The sequence below is a fragment of the Kitasatospora sp. NPDC051164 genome, from assembly GCF_044455625.1.
GTDB lineage: Bacteria > Actinomycetota > Actinomycetes > Streptomycetales > Streptomycetaceae > Kitasatospora.
In genome coordinates this window covers 1-18,938 of sequence record NZ_JBITFB010000017.1, presented here as the reverse complement: position 1 = coordinate 18,938, position 18,938 = coordinate 1, and the positions used below count along the sequence as shown (strand labels likewise).

The window sequence follows — 18,938 nt, the reverse complement described above, 5'->3', positions numbered from 1 at the left end:
GGACGACCATGAAGCTCGACTCGATGTACCAGGACATCATCCTGGACCACTACCGCAACCCGCACGGCAAGGGGCTGCGGGACGGCGACGCCGAGGTGCACCACGTCAACCCGACGTGCGGCGACGAGATCACCCTGCGGGTGAAGCTCGACGGCGCGACGGTCACCGACGTCTCGTACGAGTCCCAGGGCTGTTCGATCAGCCAGGCCAGCGCCTCGGTGCTCAACGACCTGGTGGTCGGCAAGACCGTCGGCGAGGCCCAGGCCGTCCAGGAGGCCTTCCTGGAGCTGATGCAGAGCAAGGGCCAGGGCGAGGGCGACGAGGAGGTGCTGGAGGACGCGGTCGCGTTCGCCGGCGTCTCCAAGTACCCGGCCCGGGTCAAGTGCGCCCTGCTCAGCTGGATGGCCTGGAAGGACGCGACCGCCCAGGCGCTCGCCCAGCACCCCGTCGTGAACGACTGATCCTGCAGAGGAGGAATGACCATGACTGACGAAACCCCCTCCGCTGCGGAGGAGCAGCCGACCGGCCTCATCGTCGGCACCACCGCCGGCACCGTCTCCGTCGAGGACCTGACCGAGGCCCTGATGGACGTCGTCGACCCCGAACTGGGCATCGACGTCGTCAACCTGGGCCTGATCTACGGCATCCACATCGACGAGTCCGACGTGGCCACCATCGACATGACGCTCACCTCGGCGGCCTGCCCGCTGACCGACGTCATCGAGGACCAGGCCAAGACCGCCACCGACGGCCTGGTGCAGGACCTGCGCATCAACTGGGTCTGGATGCCGCCGTGGGGCCCTGACAAGATCACCGACGACGGCCGCGAGCAGCTGCGGGCGCTGGGCTTCAACGTCTGACCGCTGTCTGTGCTTTCCGTCGCTGCCCGGGACTCCTGTTCGGAGTCCCGGGCGGTGGCGTTTCCGCAGCTCAGGTGGGTGAACACTCGCGCATCATCTGCTTCGTTGAGTAGGCTCACCGCCGCTCCCCACCATCCACCCCCCACCCGCCTGTCGGCGGGTGCCCGCCCCCGGGCCTGGCCGCGTGCCGCCCGGCCGGGCGGCACGCGGTAACCGGTGGGACAGCGCGTCTCAGGCAGCGATGCGTGCAGGCAGACCACCGGTCATCGCGGAACGCAGGGCGGTTCGGACTCGGGCGGCACCTGCGGCTGCCACCTCTGCCCCCTTGCCGGCCGTGGGGGTTCGGCCTGTCAGGCCGGAGCACGGGCGGCAGATGCCCGGCCGGGGCACGGGGTCGTGGCACTTGGCACACTCGGCGTACCGGGCCGGTGGTCGTGCAGCAGGCTGGGCGGGCGGCCTCTTGTGCTCCAGGCGGTAGCGGAGCACGGCGGCCGCCGAGTGCATCGGGACGGGCAGGCCCGGCAGCAGGGCGTGGGCGAGGTCGGCGGACGTGCAGCCGCGGGCCAGCCACTGTGCGACCAGCGGCGCCAACTCCCGCGCCTCGGCCTCGCCGAGGCGCAGACGCGGCTCGGGCCGGATCACCCGGAACAGGGTGGCCACCGCTGTGCGGACCTCTTCGGTTTCGGGATCCGGCGGTGGCGGGAGGGTGGGTTCTTGCTGCCGGTTCTTTACTACAGAGCCGACAGCGCGGCCGGCACCCGATCCACCGGACGCCGGAGGGGTGGCACTCGGTCGCGCGAGCTGCGGGGTGTCGTAGACGTGGGATTCGGTGCGGATCGTGCCGTCCGGCATACGGATCTTCGCGACCCGGTAGTAACCGGCCTCGGTCAGTTCCTTCAGGGCCTTGCGGATCGCACCGTGCCCCTGGGGGCTGGTGTCGGCCATGTGCCGGCCGTCCTCGCGCCGGCCGTCCGGGCGGGAGAGGAGGTCCGCGAGCAGGCCGCGGGCGGTGTAGGACAGCTGCCGGTACTGCAGCAGGCCGTTGGGCAGCACGGTGAAGTTGCGCACGTGGGCGCTACGATGGACACGCATGGGGAGTGTTGGCTCCTGGTGCCGGACCCCGGGGTGTTGGTAGCACCGCCGGGGTCACCTATTTTCGGTTGGAGTGCGGAACGTACCACGGCACTTGACGCAGTGTGAGGCATTCGCGACATTCAGTGCATGACCCGAGTCCGCCGCACCATCACGGCCTGCTCGTGCCAGCAGGTCAAGGTCAGGCAGCTTCGGCCCGATCCACTGCCGCTGCACTCGGCTGTGCGAGCCAGACCAGCCGTGCGGTGACCCCCGGTCGCCCGGCGAAATGGCGCAAGGCCCGACCGGGAGACGTGAGGGTCATTCGCGCCCGCCCGTCGGTGCTGATCACGTGCGCTGGCCCGCTGTGGTCGGCGACTCCCCAGGCCACGACCCACCCGTCCACGTTCGGGAGGCCCTCGCCCCAAACCTGGACGACGGCGAACAGGCGGGGTGCGGTGTCGAGCACGAGCCCGCACAGCTCCTGGTCGAAGGTCGGGCCGGTCGACAGTCGAGGCGTGACCGTACGAGGGCTTTGCGGCGGTGCAGCAGCCATGGAAGTCTCCTACGTGATTGGGGATCGGACGCGGCGCTGTCACGATCACGGGCAGCGGAACAGCTCGCACGGGCCGGTGTCAGATCAGCGAGACGAGGACGCCGCGTGGCCAGTGGCCGAGCCAGAACGAGGCGGTGGACGATGGGGACTGGTCCTCGGTGGAGCCGTCGTGGGGCAGCAGTTCGGTGGGGGCGATGTAGCCCTCGCCGGGGTCGATCCGCAGCCGGAAGACACGCATTGGCAGCCCGAGGGCGGCATAGGCGCGCAGGTCGTCGGTGTGCGGATGGCGGTCCTCGGGGTCGGCGTGGAGATTGCGGCAGACGGCGCGGATGTCGAGACCACCGAGCAGGAGGTAGCGGGTTCCGGGACCGAGGTTGAAGCACAGGCGTCGGCGACCGGTGTGCTTGGCCTGGTAGCGGAGCCTGTCCCAATTGTCGATGTGCAGGCCGATACGGCGGCCGTCCTGGTAATTGGGAGTGGTGGTGAGGGCCTTGGCCGGGCTCCTGGCTTGGCCGAGGTGGACGGCGTCGGGGTCGCCGAGTTGGTCGGCGAGGGTGGCAAGGGTGGCCGGTGGCGGGCCGTCGGGCAGCTTCACCAGTTCCACGAGCGTGCTGTCGGTGCTCCGCTCGGTCGGGCGCAGTTCCGCCGCCAGCACGGCGGTGACGGGCCGCCAGGGGCCGGCCGGGAGGACAGCCCCGTCCTCGTAGTCGGGCTCGCCGCGAGCGGTGCGGACGCCGGTGCTGTCACACCGGGCGAGAAGGGCGGCAGGATCGGTGTGGGCGATGGCGAGACTCACGCGGATTCCTCCCAGGCTGGGTTTACCGGTCGTCGAGGTTGTCGGCGAAGGTCACGTCCAGCTCGGTGACCAGGGCTTCGGCGAGTTCGGCCTGCTGGGTGCGGTCGATGAGGACCTTGCCGAGGTCGGCGACGCCCCGCAGCGTGGTGAGGTCGTTGCCCCGCAGGTCGAGGCCCTGGTATTTCCCCCGGCCGAACTCGGTCAGCCGCAGGTTGCAGGTGTCGAGAACCGTGCCGCCGAGGTCGCAACCAGTGAACGAGGCCTCAGTGAGCTCGCACTTGGAGAAGACGACCGCGCCGGTGGTGCGGAGCTGCTCGAAGGTCGCGTAGTCGAGCTTGCAGTTGTCGAAGAGGACGTTGTCCAGGGTCCCGCCGATGAGCCCGGCGCCCATGATCTTGCAGTTACGGAAGACGACCCGGGAGAGCTTACTGTCGGTGATGCGAGCGGCGGCGAGGTCGCAGGTGTCGAACTCGACGGATTCGAGGCGGACTTGATCGAGCTGCATGCGGTTGACCCGTGGGTTGGAGACGCGGCCTGTGACGAGGCGGGTCTCGGCGAGATCCAGATCCCGCAGGTCGGCGTCACCGTACTGGAAGTCTTGGACGATGCCCCGGGCGGAGTCGAGGGTGGTGACGTTGGACAGGTACAGGCCGGGCTCGTCCAGGTGGGGCAGGGTCACGGTGACACGGCCGAAGGTGATGCTGTCCATGAGGGGCTTCGCTCTCTCGAGGGTAGGGCCGGGCCCGCACCGCTGGTGCGGGCCCAGGGTGTTCGGGGGTGGCGCTACTTGCCCTTGTTCGACCAGTTGTCCCAGGCGGGCCGTTTGTCGAACGGCCCGGCGGTGGGGCCGGTCACGGTGGCGACGCCGGTGAGATGGGCGACGACGGCCGTATTGCTGGCGGCCAGCAGTTCGCCCAGGGCCATGTGCTTTTCCTCGCGGACGGTATCGGACAGGGCGGTGGCCAGGGCCTGTTGGGATGGGCGCGGTCCAGCATCGAGCCGATGTTCCACTCCAGGACGTTCCCCGCCCGGAAGTCCTCGTAGGCCGGGTCGGTCGACTCGCGGGTGGTCAGGTCGCGGTTGCAACGTGACCAGGCGATGGTGCGGCGTCAGAATTCGCGGGCCTGCTGGGGTGGGGGCCGCCCGCTCGGTGTTGACGCCTTCCCTACTGCCGCTCCCGTGGTTACCGGGCCGGGAGGAGTTCCCCGTACTCGACGGCCGCGCGCAGGACGGTGGCGAAGCCCTGGGGCAGGAGGTTGACCGCGTCGAGGGCGTCGGCGGTCAGGGGGATCTCTTCGAGGAGGTACTCGCCTCGGCCCTCCTGGGTGAACTCGGGCCCGGTGCGGTCCTCGAAGCTCCACTTCTCGATGGTGGCGAGGTAGAAGTCCTGGCGCTCGTCGGCGGTCTCGATGGTGTGGAGGAGGCTGACGATCTCGGCCTCGCCCGCGATCTCCTCGCGGACCTCGCGCAGCAGGGCCTCCTTGGGGCTCGCGTCGGTCGGTTCGGTCTTGCCGCCGACGATCACCCAGTACGGGTCGAGGCCGGGGCGGATGCGCTTGATCAGCAGCATGGTGTCGTTCGGGGTGAGGAGGACGGCGCGGACGCGGTGCTGCATGGTGGCGGCCTGCTTCCTGTTCGGTAGGACGGGCGGGTCAGTGGAGGAGCCAGCCGCCGTCGACGTGCAACGACTGGCCGGTGATGAAGGACGCGCTGGGGCCGGCGAGGAAGGCGACTGCGGCGGCGACGTCCTCGGGGCGGCCTCGGCGCTGGACGCATGGCGGCGGATCTGGTCCTCGGGTCGGGCCCGGTGGTGGGCGGGCAGGTCGTTCTCCGCCTCAACCTGGATGGCCCCGGGTACGACAGTGTTCACGCAGATCCCGGCCGGCCCAAGTTCCCTGGCCAGCGGCCTGGTAAGGCCGAGGAGCGCGGCCTTGGCGGTGCTGTAGGTGGTGAGTCCGGGGCGGCCCGTGCGGGCGTTGACGCTGCCGATGTTGACGATCCGGCCCCACCGGCGGGCGGTCATGCCGGGGCTGATGGACCGGCACGTGCGGTAGTGGATGGTCAGGTTGGACTCGATGGCGCGGGCCCACTCGTCCTCGCCGAGCTCGTCCCACGGGATGCGCGGGTAGGCACCCGCGTTGTTGACGAGGACGTCGACCGGCCCGAGTTCGGACTCGATCTGACTGGCCAGCGCGGCGACGGCGTTCGAGTCGGTGAGGTCGGCGCTGACCTCGATGCCGTCGCGGCCCTCGCGTCGTACGTCGGCGAGCACGGTGCGGGCATGGTGGATCTGTGCGAGGTGGTTGACGGCGACGACGGCAGCTCCGGCGGCGGCCAGGGCTCGGCTGATCGCGGCTCCGATCCCGGTGGCGTCCCGGAATAAGCGGCCCTCGCGGTGTTCGGGGCTGACGAACGCGAAGCCGTAGCTGTAGCCGAAGTTGAGGAGGTACGGAGCGCCGTCGTCGCGCATGCTCCGCTGGTGGGCCGCTTCCTCGTCGATCGAGCGGTGGACGTCGGGCGGGACCGGTTGCAGCCGACGCGCCGTTCGACTCGGTGTCGTCGGGCCCCGGCGCCACAGGGTCCGCCCGTGTGTCCCGGGCGGTCCGAGGGCGGCGAATGAGGGGGTACGGCTGTCCGGCTGCACCGGGAGCACGGCGTGCTACCTCTACGGCAGTGGAGGCAGAGCTCGCCCTGATTGGGTAGAGGCCGTCAACCTGCTGCCGAGCGAACCTCTCCATCGGTCGAAGGAGTTGTGTGGTGGTGCCTGTCGCACCGAGGGCGGGGGCGGGCACCCGCCGGCAGGCGGGTGGTGGTGGGGGGATGGTGGGGAACGGTGGGGGACGTGCGCAGTGGACGGGATGACGCGCGGGTGTTCGCCTGGGACGGGGGGGGGGGGGGGGGGCGGGCGGGGGGGGGGCGGCGGCCCCCCCCCCCCGGGGCGGGGGGGGGGGGGGGGGGGGGGGGGGGGGTGGGGGGGGGGGGGGCCGGCGGGGCGGGGGGGGCCCCGCCCCGCGCCGGGGGGGGGCCCCCCCCCCCCCCGTCCCAGGGGCTGGTCAGGCCGTCTTGGGTTTGCGGGCGACGGCGACGGCCAGGGCGGCGCAGGCGAGGGCTGCGACGGCGGCGAAGCCGCTGACGGCGGGGAGGAGGCCGTAGCTCTGGACCAGGGCGCCGACGGCGACGATGGGGAGGGAGCTGCCCAGGTAGACGATGATCCAGAGGGCGCTCATCTCCGAGCCGCGGCGTTCCGGGTTCATCGCGGCGACGGCGGTGGTGAACAGGGAGCGGAAGGCCACGCCCTGGCAGATGCCGCCGAGGACGCTGCCGATGAAGAGCAGCGCGGGCGTGCCGGTGTACCCGGCGGCGACGACCAGGGCGAGGCCGGTGGCCAGGCCCGTCATGCCGAGGGCGATCACCAGGCGGTCCGAGGTCGGCGGGACGACGAGCTGGGCGGCGGCGGAGGAGCCGAGCAGCAGGGCGGCCACGATCGCGCCGGTCAGGTGCGAGGGGGTGTGCAGCAGCTTGGCGGAGAAGGCCGGAGCGAGGGCCAGGTAGACACCGAAGACCCCGTACGAGATGAAGCCTGCGGCGGCGGCGAGCAGGAACTCGCGGCGGCCGGTGACCGGCAGGGCGAGCCGCTGCGGGCGCAGGTGGGCCGGGGTGGTGATCCGGGGCGGGGACGCGGGCGGGCGGTTGCGGCCGGGCATCCGGGGGTGGACCACGGCCAGCGGCACGCAGAGGGTCAGCAGCGCGATGGCGTGCAGGATGAACGGGGTCAGCAGCGGGTCGGAGCCGCCGGACAGCAGGGCGCCGACGATCGGGCCGAGCGCGACACCGCCCGCGGAGCAGGCCAAGGTGAGCTTGGCGGCGAGCGTCGGGTGGTCGGGCAGCAGGTCGCCGAGGGCGGCTCCGGCGGCGCCGGTGGACAGGCCGACGGCGATGCCCTGGACAGCCCGGCCGGCGGCGAGCTGCCAGAAGCTGTGGGAGGTGGCGAACACGACGTCGCCGGCGGCGGCCAGGGCGACGGCGGGCAGGATCAGGGCACGGCGGCCGAGGTGGTCGGACCAGTGGCCGACCACGGCGAGCACGGGGACCAGCGCGAAGACGTAGATCGTGAAGAGGATCGTGGTGTCGAGCGGTCCGAGGCCGAGGCGCTGCTGGAGGAGCGGGTAGATCGGCGTCGCCAGGTTGGCACCGATCAGCATCAGCAGCAGGGCGCCGGCCACCAGGCCGACGCGGGCGCCGCGCATCGCGTTCCAACGGCTGATCGCGGAGAGCTGGAGCTGGGGCCGGGGCGCGAGTTCCAGGGGAAGCAGGGCCTCCGACAGTCGGCGTCCGTCGAACTGCGCGGTGCGCAGGCCGGAGCCGGCGGGGGAGAGGTCCGCCATGAAAGGGATCTCCTGTGGCAGGGCACCACCGGGTCGGCGGGGTAGGCCGGCGCGCCCGTCCTGAGGCGCTGTGGTGGTGGCCGCGGTGCGGGGCTCCCTGGTGGAGCGGATGAGCTGAGGATTTCGGGCTTCGTTGCCCGGCGGGCCGCGCGGGGTGTGCGCGGGTACCAGGTCGAAGGATAAGGGGTGGGAGCGCATTCGCGGCGCGCGCCCCTGCGTGCGCCCCTTGCGGCCGGGCATCGAGGGTGCCACACCTATACGCTGAGGTGGTGAAACGGTACGCGGCGCTGTTGGGCTGACCGCTGGCTGAGGGAGAGCGCACAACGATGGCCGGACGACGTCGCAAGAACACCGGGGGCTCGGCGGGAGAAGGCGCGGCCGAGGCGGTGCTGCCCGCCGACCTGGAGCTCCAGGACCTCTACGGGGCGTTCGCCGCCCACGGACTGGACGACGAGGACCTGGACGACGCGGCCGTGCTGGTGCCGCCGGTGAAGCTGCCCCCCGAGCAGGAACTGGCCGGGCAGGCGAAGGCCGTCCCGATGTTCGGGTACGCGCTGGCGCTGGCCCGCTGGGCCGCCCCGCACCTGGTGGTCGACGAGTTCGGCGACCTCGTCGAGGCGGACCGGGCGCCCGCGGCGCGGCTGCTGGGCCTGGCCCCGGCCGAGGGCGAGGTGCCGGAGGAGGCCGAGATCGAGGCGCTGCGGGCCTGGTCGCTCGCCTGTGACCTGGACCTGGTGGAGCTGGGCACGACCGCGGAGGGCGAGCACGTCGCCGTCCCCGGCCCGGACCTGGAGCCCGCCGAGCAGGGCGATCCGGAGACCGTCCTGGAGCTGTGGCTGACCGCCGCCGGGATCGTCCGGGAGCTGGCCGTCGAGGCCGACTCGCTGCCGGAGGAGACGGCGGAGGGGGCCGAGGCGCAGGCCGAGCCCGGCGAGGAGGACGAGGACGGGCTCTCCGAGGTCGAGGAGGCCCGGGACGAAGCCGCCGAGCTGCTCGACGAGGCGCTGCAGGTGCTCTACGAGACCACTGCCTTCGCCGAGCCGGGCAACGAGACCGTGCCGCTGGGCGTGCTGGCCGCGCTGCTGGTGGTGCCGGAGGGCGAGGAGCCGAGCGAGGAGCTGCTGGGCGACATCACCGATGTGATGGTCGCGCTGGACCCGATGCTGGGCGACCTGGCCGAGCTGGGCCTGCTGGACTACCGCCCGATCGACCCGGAGCTGTTCGACGAGGAGGAGGGCGCGGAGCCCGCCGTCGTCGGCGAGGAGCCGCTGGACGAGGAGGAGTCGGCCCGCTTCGGCTTGGTCCGGCTCACCCCGCTCGGCCAGTACGGCATCCGGCAGTGGCTGCTGGAGGACGGCTACGACGCGCCGCTGGTCGGCGACCTGGCCCAGGGCGACGCCGCCGAGCTGCTGCGCGGGTTGAGCGAGTCGGCCAACGTGCTGCCGGAGGAGGAGCTGCGGGTGTGGACCGCCGACCGGGAGCCGGTCGCGGCGGCGCGCGAACTGCTCGTGGCGGCGCGCGGCGACGACGCGTACGGCCCGCTGCGGCGGATGCTCTGCGTCTCCGCGCTCGACCTGCTGGGGCCGGGCGCCGAACCGGCCGTCCGGGAGGTGCTGGACGACCCGGAGCTGGGCGGCGCGGGGCGGGCCTGGCTGACCGCGCAGGGCGCGACGGACGTGCCGGTGCCGACCCGGACGATGACGCTGTGGACGGTGGTCGACACCTTTGCCGCCCAGCTGCTGGACAACGGCGGCGACGCCGCGCTGCTGCGCGAACTGGTCACCGACCTGCCGGTGAAGGGCGATCCGGCGGCCTGGTTCGGCGAGCTGTGGCGGGTCGACCACCCGTACACGGCGGACGTCCTGGAGGCGATCGGGGAGCTGCACCTGGACCGGGCGGTGGCCAAGGAGGCCCGCAAGGCGGCCTTCAAGGCGCGCTCCAAGAAGTAGGCGGCTCAGGGCAGGTCCAGCGAGCCGTCCTCGGTGAAGGGGAAGAACGGGTTGTGGGCCACCTCCCAGAGGTGGCCGTCCGGGTCCTCGAAGTAGCCGGAGTAGCCGCCCCAGCTCGTCGGCACCGGCGGCTTGACCAGCACGGCGCCGGCCTCGACGGCCGTCTTCATCGCGGCGTCCACCAGCGCGGGGGACTCCAGGTTCACCGCGAGGGTGACGCCGCGGAAGGACGGCTCGCCGGTGGCGGGCACGCCCGCGTCGGCGGCCAGCTCGTCGCTCGGGAAGAGGCCGAGCGCCGAGTCGGCGGTGCGGAACCAGACGATCTCCGGGCTGGAGGCGGTGGAGCGCCGCCAGCCGAGGTCCTCGTAGAAGCGGGCGCTGCGGTCGAGGTCGGAGACGCCGAGGGTGACGATGCTGATCCTGGCGGGGACACCGTTCGGTGCCGCGGTGCCGCCTGCGGTGGTGCTGCTCTGTGCTGTCATGCCGCCAGGGTAGGGAGGGCGGCTGACAACCGGGCGTCCTGACACGGCCGCCGCCTCCGTCCGGCAGAGGAGCTGATGACCCGGCAGCGGCGGGCACGTAAGGTGGCGTCAGCGGTGCGGGCGCGAGGAGTCGGGGGTGCGGCACAGGATGATGCGGGAGAGCGGCGGCAGGCACCAGGAGTGGAACACCGGGCCTTCGGGCCGCGCCCCGGTCCCGGAGCGGTCGGGCCAGGAGGATCGTTTCGCCGACCAGGTGGAGTTCTCCCGCCGGACCCTCGCCGCGGTCGACTTCCCCGTGTACGGCGTGGCCGCCGGCCCGGCCCGCACCGGTGAGGCGCTGGCCGCCTTCGAAACCTCCGGCGGCGAACTGCGCTGGGTCGAGGTGCAGTGCGGCGACTGGCGCTCGGCGGCGGGCCCGTACGTGACCGTGCGCACCTACCGTCCGGGCGCCGAGCGCGCCGAGCCGCTGCCCGAGCTGGAGGACGTGGTCGAGGACGAACGGGACCGCGTCTACGAGCAGTTGGGTGTCGACGAGGGCGACGGGCCGGGCCGGGTGCGGGCACTGCGCGAGTGGATCACGGTGGACGGCGAGCCGTGCGCCGTGGAGGTGTACGAGGACCGGCGGGTGCTGCGCCCCGGAGCCACGGCGGCCGGCGGGCCCGGGTCGGTGTGGGCCGTGCGGCTGCGGATCGACGGCCTGACCGTGATGGTCTGCGGCCGCGGGGTGAACCCGGGCGGGGTGGAACTCGGCGGGATCGGCGACTTCGAGCGGTACCTGCGCGGACGCACCGACCTGCTGCGCGACCTCGCCTCCCGGCAGGCCAGGTACGTCCCGGTCGAGGAACGCGAACTGCCGCCCGTCGTCGGGCTGGAGGCGCACCGGTCGCTGATCGCGCAGAGCGTCGCGGAGACCGCCGCGATCGAGGCGCAGGTCCGGGCCGGGCGCACGCCGCGGTTGCCGCGCGGTCTGCGCGGGGACGCCTGCGCGGTGCGCTGGGAGGCGGCGGTGCGCCAGCAGATGAGGCTGGCCACCGAGACCCGGGAGGAGGCCGCGGCGGCGGTGACCTCGATGGTCAACCACCTCAACCGGCTGTCCCAGCAGACGCACTGGCTGGTCGGCACGGCGGAGGGGGAGGCGGCCGTCGAGGAGGTCGTCCGGTACACGGTGTTCGCGAGCGAGGTGGCGAGCCTGCCGGCCCAGCGGGCCTGGGAGCAGCTGTGGCGGGAACGGCCGGGCGGCGGCGGGGCCGGGGTCTGGGAGCAGCACCGGCTGGCCGAGCAGCTGTGGCTGGCGGCCTGGGAGCAGTGGCGGGCGGCCCGGCGCTGACACTCCGCCGCTGACACTCCGCCGCTGACGGCCCGACGGTGGCGGCGGTGTGCCGGATTGTGGCAGGGCTGACGACGCCTTGGCAAAGCGGAGGTCATGTGTCGGTCACAAGTCGGCAAATGGACGCCCGGGCGTGAGGTGGGCGTCATGCCGGGTTCACCCGTCCGGCGGAGCCTGCTGGCGTCGGCATCCCGCCCCGACGCCCCGCTCACCCCCTCAGGAGTTGCTGCCATGTCGCTGTCCCGCCGGGACTTCGTCAACCGTTCCACCCTCGTCGGGGCCGGCGTGCTGATCGCCGGCAGCGCCGAGGCCCTGGCCAGCGCCCCCGGTGCGATCGCCGCCCCGGTCGGCGGCGAGGCCCCGGCCGCCGCGGCCGCCGGCACCAACGCGGCCGGTGGCACCGCCGTCGGCTACGGCACGCTGGTGCAGGACCCGGCCGGGCTGCTGTCCCTGCCGAAGGGCTTCTCGTACAAGGTCCTGAACCGGGCCGGCGTCACCAGGCTGCGCACCGGCGAGTTCACCCCGAGCAACCACGACGGCACCTCCGCCTTCGAGGACGAGCGCGGCGGCAACTACATGGTCGTCAACCACGAGCTGTCCGGCGCCCGCGCGAACTGGCCGCACCCGGTGCCGCTGACCGAGGGCCACGTCTACGACCCGGGCGCGGCCGGCGGCTGCACCATCGTGCACGCCAAGCGGGACGGCTCGGTCGAGCAGTGGGTCGGCATCGCCGGCACCTCCACCAACTGCGCGGGCGGCGTGACCCCGTGGGGCACCTGGCTGTCCGGCGAGGAGACCGAGGACAAGGCCGGCAAGAACGGCTTCACCAAGGACCACGGCTACATCTTCGAGGTCGACCCGTTCGACGACGACTACAACCGCGACCCGCAGCCGGTCAAGGCCTTCGGCCGCTACGCGCACGAGGCCGTGGTCGTCGACCCGAAGCGCGGCCAGGTCTACCTCACCGAGGACGCCTCGAACCCCAACGGCCTGCTGTTCCGCTGGACCCCGCCGGCCGGCTTCAAGCACGGCCGCTACCAGCTGCGGGGGCTCGCCGCCGACGCCGGCGTGCTGGAGGCCTTCAAGGTCTTCGACGGGCAGGGCAAGTTCGTCGACGACCTCTCCCGCGCCACCAAGGTCGGCACCACCTACGGCGTGGACTGGGTCAAGGTCCAGGACCGCGACGCCAGGACCGTCTCCGTCCGCAAGCAGTTCAAGGACGGCGAGGTCACCCGCGCCCGCAAGCTGGAGGGCATGTGGTGGGGTGACGGCGGCTTCTACTTCGTCTCCAGCTTCGCCCGCTCGGAGAGCCCGCTGCAGCACGACGGCCAGGTGTGGTTCTACAGCCCGGCCCGCCGCACCATCACCCTGAAGGTCCTGCTGGGCGTCAACACCGACGTCTGGGGCGACCACGACAACTTCGACGGCCCGGACAACATCACCGTCTCGCCGTACGGTGGCATCGTGATCTGCGAGGACGGCGAGGGCATCTCGCACCTGTTCGGCGCCACCGAGGACGGGCTGGTCTACCCGATCGCCCGCAACGAGCTGAACATCGGCACCGCCGAGAAGCCCGAGTTCAGCGAGTTCACCGGGGTGACCTTCTCGGACGACGGCAAGACCCTGTTCGCCAACATCCAGACCCCGGGCATCCAGCTGGCCATCAGCGGCCCGTGGCGTCGGCTGAACGAGCACAAGCGCGGCCAGGGCTACGGCGAGTGACGGTCCACCAGGTGTGAGCGGTGGGGCTGTTCGGCTGCCCGTGGACTACTCGTCCGCGGGCAGCCGCAGTTGCAGCATCGCCAGCAGGCGCTGCTGCGGCTGGGCCAGGTCGATGCCGGTCAACTGCTCGGCGCGGCGAACCCGGTAGCGCAGGGTGTTGGGGTGGATGTGCAGGGCGTCCGCGGCCACCCTGACCTCGCCGAGCGCGTCCAGCCAGGCCAGCACCGACTCCGCCAGCCGGGTGCCGTGCCGGCGGTCGTACTCGGTGAGCGCGGTGAGCCGCGGATCGCGCAGGCCGGAGCGCTCCTGCAGCAGCGCGACCATCTCGCTGACCAGCACCTCCGCCTGGACGTCGATCAGCGCCGCGACGTCGAGGTCCACTCCGCCGCGGCCCATCGCGTCCAGGATGCGGTCCGCCTGCGCGCGCGAGTCGGGCACCTGGGCCAGGGCGTCGACGGTCGAGCCGATCGCGGCGCGTAGCGGGACGCCGAGGTGCTCCCGGGCAGCCGTCACCACCTCGGAGGCCCAGTCGCGCACCGTGGTCATCGGCAGGCCCGGCGGCAGCTCGGGCAGCAGCACGTACACCCGGGACTCGATCGGGGCGAGCAGCGCGGTGCGGTGCCGGGCGGCGGTGTGCACCGAGATCAGGCCGGTGACGTCGGAGCGGTGCAGCGCCTCGGTGGTGTGCGCGCTGTACGCCAGCACGGTGGCCGGGCGGCGCAGGTCCAGGCCGAGATGGGTGGCGAGCGACTGGGGGCCGGTGGAGCCCTCCAGCAGTCCGGTGAGCAGCGTCCGGGTGAGCCGGACGTCGGCGGACAGCTCCCGGCGGCGGCGCACCAGCTGGGCGGCCGCGACGCGGGCGGCACCGACCAGCGCCTGCTCGGCCAGCGGCGCCAGCGGCTGCGCGCCCTCCTGTACCCAGATGGTGCCGAGCGGCTGTGCCCCGGCCCGGATGCCGACGGCCAGGCGGCGGCGCAGGCCGAGCTCGGGGTGCGGCTCGACCGCGATCGGGGTGTCCGAGCTGCGCAGGTGCTGGAAGATGCCCCACTCGCGGAGCTTGGACAGGTACGGCTCCGGGCCCTGCCAGCCGAGGATGGAGAGCCGGCGCAGGTCGTCGACCTCGTCGGAGTCGGAGGAGCGGGAGTACGCCAGCACCCGGCTGGAGGTGTCCTCGATCGAGACGATGCCGTTGGTGAGCACGGCGACGGTCTGGGCGAGGGAGAAGAGGTCGCCCGCGTTGGAGTCGGGGGCGCCGGGCGCGTCCGGGGCGTCCGGGCCGGCGATGACCGCCCGGGCCAGCGAGTCGAGGTGCTCCCAGCGGGTCTCCCGGCGCACCGAGAGCAGGGCGACGCCCGCCTCGGTGGCGGCCTCGCGCAGCGCGTCGGCCTGGCCGGGGCCGTCCAGCTTGACCGCGACGGCGGCCGCGCCGGCCCGGCCGGCCGCGCGCAGGGCGGGGAGGGCGGCGCGGCCGCGGGCGCCGATCGCGAGGACGAGTTCGCCGGGGGCGGCGGTCGGCGGGTCCTCCGGGTCGAGGATCGCCACGTCGCGGACCGCGACGTCCAGGCCCAGCGGGGCGGCCTGCAGTTCGACCAGCGGTTCGCCGAGGGACATCAGCAGTTGACGGAGCGGGAGGCCGGGGGTGGTCACTCAGGCCTCCTTCATCCGCACGGACAATACCGTGTGGTTGATTTTAGCCGGACGGACAGAGTTTCGGTTCGTCACCCCTGAATAGTTGATTCTGACTAGTCGATGCCGGATAGTCAGTACTGACCAAGTGATGAGGAATGTTCTCATGGCGAAGCGACGCAAGGTGTCGAACCCGCTGGCCCTCGCGGTCCTGGCCGAACTCGGAGCCGAGCCGATGCACCCGTACGAGATGGGGCGCCGGCTCAAGGAGCACGGCAAGGACCGCAACATCAAGTACAACCGCAGCTCGCTCTACATGGTCGTCGAGCAACTGCGGAAGGCCGGGTTCGTCGCCGAGCAGGAGACCGTCCGCGACACCCAGCGGCCGGAGCGCACCGTCTATGCCCTCACACCCGAGGGCCAGGCGGAGCTCCTCGACTGGATGCGCGAATGGATCGCCGAACCGCAGGAGGAGTACCCGGCCTTCGGGGTCGCCCTCTGCCTGCTGGTGGTGCTCCCGACCGAGGAATCGGCCGACCTGCTCGGCCGGCGGCTGGAGGCGTTGGACGCGCGGATCGACGCCTCGCGCGCCCAGCTGCACAAGGCCGCCGGGATGGACGTCCACCCGATGTTCGTCGTCGAGGAGGAGTACGCCCTCGCATTGCTGGAGGCCGAGCGCCGCTACACCGAGAACCTCATCGGACAGATCGGGGAACCGGAGTTCAACCGGACCCTGCAGGAATTCATGAGGAGCCTGGAATGAGCACCACCAGCACCAATGGCATCGCCGGCACCAACGGCACCAATGGCACGACCCGTAAGGCGCTGGTCATCGGCGGCGGCATCGCCGGACCGGTGATGGCGCTGGCACTGCGCAAGGCCGGCCTCGAACCGGTCGTGTTCGAGGCGTACCGGACCTCCGCCGAGGGCATCGGCGGGACCTTCATGATCGCCCCCAACGGCCTCGGCGCCCTGGCCGTCGTCGGGCTGGAAGCGGCGGTCGGCCGGATCGGGCAACCGGTCGGGCCGATGGTGATCGAGGACGGCAAGGGCGGCGTGCTGGCCGAGTTCACCGGCCTCGCCGACCTGCCGCCCGGCCGGCTGATGCGCCGCGCCGAACTGTACGAGGTACTGCAGCGGCGGTTGCGGGAGACCGGCATCGAGGTGCGGTGGGGCAAGCGGCTGGTCGGTGTCGAGGAGCGCGCCGACGGGATCACCGCCCGGTTCGCCGACGGCAGCAGCGCCACCGGCGACCTGCTGATCGGCACCGACGGCACCGGCTCCACCGTCCGCACCCTGATCGACCCGGCCGCGCCCGCCGCCCAGTACACGGGACTGCTCGGCGTCGGCGGCTACAGCTCCCACCGGCTGCCCGGCCGGGCCGGCCGCGGCGAGTCCGTGCACTTCGCCAACGGCGCCCGCGCCTTCTTCGGCTACTGGGGCCTGGCCGACGGCAGCGGCACCGCCTGGTTCAGCAACATCCCGCAGCCCGAGCCGCTCGCCCCGGAGGAGGCCCGCGCCGTCGGCACGGCGGAGTGGCTGCGCCGCTGCCGCGAGCTGCACTCCGACGACCTGCCCGCCCGCGACGTGCTGCGGACGGCCGACGTCGAGACCATCGAGACCTTCCCGCGGCTGGAGATCATGCCGTCCGTGCCGCGCTGGTACCGCGGCCGGATGGTCCTGGTCGGCGACTCGGTGCACGCCCCGTCCAACAGCTCGGGCCAGGGCGTCTCACTGGCCGTCGAGAGCGCCGTCGAACTCGCCCGCTGCCTGCGCGACCTGCCCGACCATACCGCTGCCTTCGCCGCGTACGAGGCGCTGCGTCGGCCCCGGGTCGAGAAGATCGCCGCCGACGCGGCGCGCACCAACAGCCAGAAGTCCTCCGGGCCGATCGGGCGGATGATGTTCCGGCTGGTCGCGCCGATCGCGATGCGGACCTTCCTGAGCCCGGAGCGGACGCTGCGGCCGGTGCACGGCTACCGGATCGACTGGGACCGGCGGGTTGCCCCGGTCTCGCAGGGCGCGACGGGCGCGACGGGCGCGGGGACGACGGGCCGTCACGGGCGGGACAAGCGCGCGGCCTGACGGTCGGCGTGCCGGTGGGTCCGGTGGGGCGGACGTGACGCCGGGGACGATGGGGGCCGCTGTGAAGGTCGACCGTGACCGCAGCGTGATCCCCTTCGTCGGGCCGGACAACGCCGTACGGGGGAATTTAGCCGCGCGGCCAATCAAGTGGCCCGGTCGCCAGGAATAGCGTTCGTGCTGTGGCCGGCGTGCGACCCGCGCCGGCAATCCCCCCGCATTGAACGAAGGAGAGCGTGCGCTCTATGGACGCTGTGACCCAGGTCCCCGCGCCGGTGAACGAGCCGGTCCACAGCTACGCCCCCGGGAGCCCGGAACGGGCCCGTCTGGAGGCCAAGCTGAAGGAGCTGGGCGGCCAGGAGCCGGTCCAGCTGACCATGACGATCAACGGTGAGCGCCGGATGGGCGGCGGCACCGAGTTCCACGTCGTCCAGCCGCACAACCACGCGGCTCGGCTCGGCACCCTGCGCAACGCCACCCAGGCCGACGCGCAGGAGGCCATCGACACTGCCTTGGCCGCAGCCCCGGCCTGGCAGGCGCTCTCCTTCGACTCCCGCGCCGCGATCTTCCTCAAGGCCGCCGACCTGCTGGCCGGCCCCTGGCGCGAGACCCTGGCCGCCGCCACCATGCTCGGCCAGTCCAAGACCGCCCAGCAGGCCGAGATCGACACCCCCTGCGAGCTGGTCGACTTCCTGCGCTTCAACGTGCACTTCGCCCGCCAGATCATGGCCGAGCAGCCGATCTCCTCGGACGGCGTGTGGAACCGCAGCGACCACCGCCCGCTGGAAGGCTTCGTCTACGCCATCACCCCGTTCAACTTCACCGCGATCGCCGGCAACCTGCCGACCGCGCCCGCGCTGATGGGCAACGTGGTCCTCTGGAAGCCGTCCCCGACCCAGCAGTTCTCCGCGCACCTGCTGATGCAGCTGCTCGAGGAGGCCGGCCTCCCCAAGGGCGTCATCAACATGGTGACCGGCGACGGCCTGGCCGTCTCCGAGGTCGCGCTGAAGCACCCGGCGCTGGCCGGCATCCACTTCACCGGCTCCACCGCCACCTTCCAGCACCTGTGGCGCGAGGTCGGCACCAACATCGCCGGCTACCGCACCTACCCGCGGATCGTCGGCGAGACCGGCGGCAAGGACTTCCTGGTCGCCCACCCGTCCGCCGACCCGAAGGTCCTGAAGACCGCGATGACCCGCGGCGCCTTCGAGTTCCAGGGCCAGAAGTGCTCGGCGCTCTCCCGCGCCTACGTCCCCGCCTCGCTGTGGGCCGGTCTCAAGGACGAGTTCGCGGCCGAGGTCGACGGCCTCACCATGGGCGACGTCACCGACCTGTCCAACTTCATGTCGGCCGTCATCGACGAGCGCGCCTTCGCCAAGAACAAGGCCGCCATCGACCGCGCCCAGGCCGACTCCTCCGTGGAGGTCCTGGCCGGCGGCACCTACGACGACTCGGTCGGCTACTTCGTCCGCCCGACCGTGCTCGTGTGCCAGGACCCGGCCTCGGAGTACTTCCGCGACGAGTACTTCGGCCCGATCCTCGCCGTGTACGTCTACGAGGACGAGAAGTACGACGAGATGCTGGCGCAGATGGAGTCGGCGTCGGCCTACGGCCTGACCGGCGCGATCATCGCCCAGGACCGTGCCGCCGCCCAGGACGCCATGCACAAGCTGCGCTTCGCGGCCGGCAACTTCTACATCAACGACAAGCCCACCGGCGCCGTCGTCGGCCAGCAGCCCTTCGGCGGCGGCCGGGCCTCCGGCACCAACGACAAGGCCGGTGCCAAGCAGAACCTCACGCGGTGGACCTCGACCCGCTCGGTCAAGGAGACCTTCGTCCCGCCGACGGACTACCGCTACCCGCACATGGGCTGACCAGCCCTGACGTGCTGACCACACGGCTCGTCCAGTAGCCATCGGTCACCCGCGACGCCCGGCCCCGCAGCCGGGCGTCGCCCGCCGGGGGGGGGGGGGCCCCCCCCCGGGCCCCCCCCCCCCCCCCCCCCGTGGCCCCCGTTGGAAAACCCGCTGCCGGTGTCACGTTGGGGCGTTCGGCCCGTGTCGCGGGCTCCCCGGCCCCCCC

The 18,938-nt window shown here is 72.5% G+C and carries 17 protein-coding genes and 2 pseudogenes; 8 read left to right on the top strand and 11 right to left on the bottom strand.

The annotated features are described in order from the left end of the window. Nucleotides 1–8: 8 nt before the first annotated feature. Nucleotides 9–461, top strand: coding sequence for a Fe-S cluster assembly sulfur transfer protein SufU (gene sufU, locus ACIBEC_RS24980; protein ID WP_350511661.1), 453 nt, complete (start codon nt 9–11; stop codon nt 459–461). Between the two features lie 21 nt (nt 462–482). Then, a complete protein-coding gene (locus tag ACIBEC_RS24975) occupies nt 483–860 on the top strand; it encodes a metal-sulfur cluster assembly factor (protein ID WP_360499451.1) in 378 nt (125 codons plus the stop codon). Nucleotides 861–1,091: 231 nt separating this feature from the next. On the opposite strand, the gene ACIBEC_RS24970 is transcribed toward ACIBEC_RS24975, so the two are convergent. From ACIBEC_RS24970 to ACIBEC_RS24930, 9 genes and pseudogenes are all read right to left on the bottom strand, one after another. After that, nucleotides 1,092–1,952 (bottom strand): hypothetical protein, encoded by an 861-nt coding sequence (locus tag ACIBEC_RS24970; RefSeq protein WP_360499453.1) that lies wholly within the window; start codon nt 1,950–1,952, stop codon nt 1,092–1,094. A 181-nt stretch (nt 1,953–2,133) separates the two neighbouring features. Further along, the gene (locus ACIBEC_RS24965) at nt 2,134–2,487 is read right to left on the bottom strand and encodes a hypothetical protein (RefSeq protein WP_360499455.1); all 354 of its coding nucleotides are present in this window, start codon (nt 2,485–2,487) and stop codon (nt 2,134–2,136) included. 79 nt (nt 2,488–2,566) lie between these two features. Continuing rightward, on the bottom strand, nt 2,567–3,283 hold the full coding sequence (locus ACIBEC_RS24960) for a hypothetical protein (RefSeq protein ID WP_360499457.1): 717 nt from the start codon (nt 3,281–3,283) through the stop codon (nt 2,567–2,569). A gap of 22 nt (nt 3,284–3,305) precedes the next feature. Next, nucleotides 3,306–3,992 (bottom strand): pentapeptide repeat-containing protein, encoded by a 687-nt coding sequence (locus tag ACIBEC_RS24955; protein WP_360499459.1) that lies wholly within the window; start codon nt 3,990–3,992, stop codon nt 3,306–3,308. Between the two features lie 74 nt (nt 3,993–4,066). Further along, entirely contained in the window at nt 4,067–4,207 is a 141-nt protein-coding gene (locus tag ACIBEC_RS24950) for a hypothetical protein (protein WP_360499461.1), read from the bottom strand. A gap of 259 nt (nt 4,208–4,466) precedes the next feature. Then, nucleotides 4,467–4,898, bottom strand: a complete 432-nt coding sequence (locus ACIBEC_RS24945; protein ID WP_360499722.1) for an NUDIX domain-containing protein — start codon at nt 4,896–4,898, stop codon at nt 4,467–4,469. 37 nt (nt 4,899–4,935) lie between these two features. Further along, a pseudogene (locus tag ACIBEC_RS24940) lies at nt 4,936–5,004 on the bottom strand (hypothetical protein); the annotation flags it as partial. A gap of 137 nt (nt 5,005–5,141) precedes the next feature. Then, nucleotides 5,142–5,753: pseudogene (locus ACIBEC_RS24935) on the bottom strand (SDR family NAD(P)-dependent oxidoreductase); the annotation flags it as partial. Nucleotides 5,754–6,336: 583 nt separating this feature from the next. Further along, nucleotides 6,337–7,668: an MFS transporter gene (locus ACIBEC_RS24930; RefSeq protein ID WP_360499463.1), complete on the bottom strand. Its 1,332-nt coding sequence runs from the start codon at nt 7,666–7,668 to the stop codon at nt 6,337–6,339. Between the two features lie 326 nt (nt 7,669–7,994). Between ACIBEC_RS24930 and ACIBEC_RS24925 the strand changes: the two genes are divergently transcribed. Then, the gene (locus ACIBEC_RS24925) at nt 7,995–9,617 is read left to right on the top strand and encodes a hypothetical protein (RefSeq protein WP_360499465.1); all 1,623 of its coding nucleotides are present in this window, start codon (nt 7,995–7,997) and stop codon (nt 9,615–9,617) included. A 5-nt stretch (nt 9,618–9,622) separates the two neighbouring features. On the opposite strand, the gene ACIBEC_RS24920 is transcribed toward ACIBEC_RS24925, so the two are convergent. Next, the gene (locus ACIBEC_RS24920) at nt 9,623–10,099 is read right to left on the bottom strand and encodes a VOC family protein (RefSeq protein WP_360499467.1); all 477 of its coding nucleotides are present in this window, start codon (nt 10,097–10,099) and stop codon (nt 9,623–9,625) included. A 136-nt stretch (nt 10,100–10,235) separates the two neighbouring features. Here ACIBEC_RS24920 and ACIBEC_RS24915 point away from each other — a divergent pair, with 136 nt between their 5' ends. Together ACIBEC_RS24915 and ACIBEC_RS24910 are read left to right on the top strand one after the other, a co-directional pair. Further along, entirely contained in the window at nt 10,236–11,426 is a 1,191-nt protein-coding gene (locus ACIBEC_RS24915) for a hypothetical protein (RefSeq protein ID WP_360499469.1), read from the top strand. A 231-nt stretch (nt 11,427–11,657) separates the two neighbouring features. Beyond that, entirely contained in the window at nt 11,658–13,148 is a 1,491-nt protein-coding gene (locus ACIBEC_RS24910; RefSeq protein ID WP_360499471.1) for an alkaline phosphatase PhoX, read from the top strand. A gap of 45 nt (nt 13,149–13,193) precedes the next feature. Here ACIBEC_RS24910 and ACIBEC_RS24905 read toward each other — a convergent pair whose 3' ends face one another. Next, nucleotides 13,194–14,795: a helix-turn-helix domain-containing protein gene (locus ACIBEC_RS24905; protein WP_360499473.1), complete on the bottom strand. Its 1,602-nt coding sequence runs from the start codon at nt 14,793–14,795 to the stop codon at nt 13,194–13,196. A gap of 145 nt (nt 14,796–14,940) precedes the next feature. Here ACIBEC_RS24905 and ACIBEC_RS24900 point away from each other — a divergent pair, with 145 nt between their 5' ends. From ACIBEC_RS24900 to pruA, 3 genes are all read left to right on the top strand, one after another. Next, nucleotides 14,941–15,537 carry a PadR family transcriptional regulator gene (locus ACIBEC_RS24900; RefSeq protein ID WP_360499475.1) on the top strand — a complete coding sequence of 199 codons (597 nt, stop codon included), beginning with the start codon at nt 14,941–14,943 and terminating at the stop codon, nt 15,535–15,537. Further along, a complete protein-coding gene (locus ACIBEC_RS24895) occupies nt 15,534–16,859 on the top strand; it encodes an FAD-dependent monooxygenase (protein ID WP_360499477.1) in 1,326 nt (441 codons plus the stop codon). Before ACIBEC_RS24900 ends, ACIBEC_RS24895 begins: the two co-directional genes overlap by 4 nt. A 242-nt stretch (nt 16,860–17,101) precedes the next feature. Then, complete coding sequence (pruA, locus tag ACIBEC_RS24890; protein ID WP_360499479.1) at nt 17,102–18,730, top strand: L-glutamate gamma-semialdehyde dehydrogenase; 1,629 nt, start codon at nt 17,102–17,104, stop codon at nt 18,728–18,730. Nucleotides 18,731–18,938: the final 208 nt, after the last annotated feature.

What these genes read in the sequence shown, in the direction of transcription:
- ACIBEC_RS24895 (WP_360499477.1), top strand. Translation starts at nt 15,534, where the DNA reads ATGAGCACCACCAGCACCAATGGCATCGCCGGCACCAACGGCACCAAT.
- ACIBEC_RS24965 (WP_360499455.1), bottom strand. Translation starts at nt 2,487, where the DNA reads ATGGCTGCTGCACCGCCGCAAAGCCCTCGTACGGTCACGCCTCGACTG.
- ACIBEC_RS24920 (WP_360499467.1), bottom strand. Translation starts at nt 10,099, where the DNA reads ATGACAGCACAGAGCAGCACCACCGCAGGCGGCACCGCGGCACCGAAC.
- ACIBEC_RS24950 (WP_360499461.1), bottom strand. Translation starts at nt 4,207, where the DNA reads ATGGCCCTGGGCGAACTGCTGGCCGCCAGCAATACGGCCGTCGTCGCC.
- ACIBEC_RS24910 (WP_360499471.1), top strand. Translation starts at nt 11,658, where the DNA reads ATGTCGCTGTCCCGCCGGGACTTCGTCAACCGTTCCACCCTCGTCGGG.
- ACIBEC_RS24955 (WP_360499459.1), bottom strand. Translation starts at nt 3,992, where the DNA reads ATGGACAGCATCACCTTCGGCCGTGTCACCGTGACCCTGCCCCACCTG.
- ACIBEC_RS24945 (WP_360499722.1), bottom strand. Translation starts at nt 4,898, where the DNA reads ATGCAGCACCGCGTCCGCGCCGTCCTCCTCACCCCGAACGACACCATG.
- ACIBEC_RS24900 (WP_360499475.1), top strand. Translation starts at nt 14,941, where the DNA reads ATGGCGAAGCGACGCAAGGTGTCGAACCCGCTGGCCCTCGCGGTCCTG.
- ACIBEC_RS24975 (WP_360499451.1), top strand. Translation starts at nt 483, where the DNA reads ATGACTGACGAAACCCCCTCCGCTGCGGAGGAGCAGCCGACCGGCCTC.
- sufU (WP_350511661.1), top strand. Translation starts at nt 9, where the DNA reads ATGAAGCTCGACTCGATGTACCAGGACATCATCCTGGACCACTACCGC.
- ACIBEC_RS24970 (WP_360499453.1), bottom strand. Translation starts at nt 1,952, where the DNA reads ATGCGTGTCCATCGTAGCGCCCACGTGCGCAACTTCACCGTGCTGCCC.
- pruA (WP_360499479.1), top strand. Translation starts at nt 17,102, where the DNA reads ATGGACGCTGTGACCCAGGTCCCCGCGCCGGTGAACGAGCCGGTCCAC.
- ACIBEC_RS24925 (WP_360499465.1), top strand. Translation starts at nt 7,995, where the DNA reads ATGGCCGGACGACGTCGCAAGAACACCGGGGGCTCGGCGGGAGAAGGC.
- ACIBEC_RS24930 (WP_360499463.1), bottom strand. Translation starts at nt 7,668, where the DNA reads ATGGCGGACCTCTCCCCCGCCGGCTCCGGCCTGCGCACCGCGCAGTTC.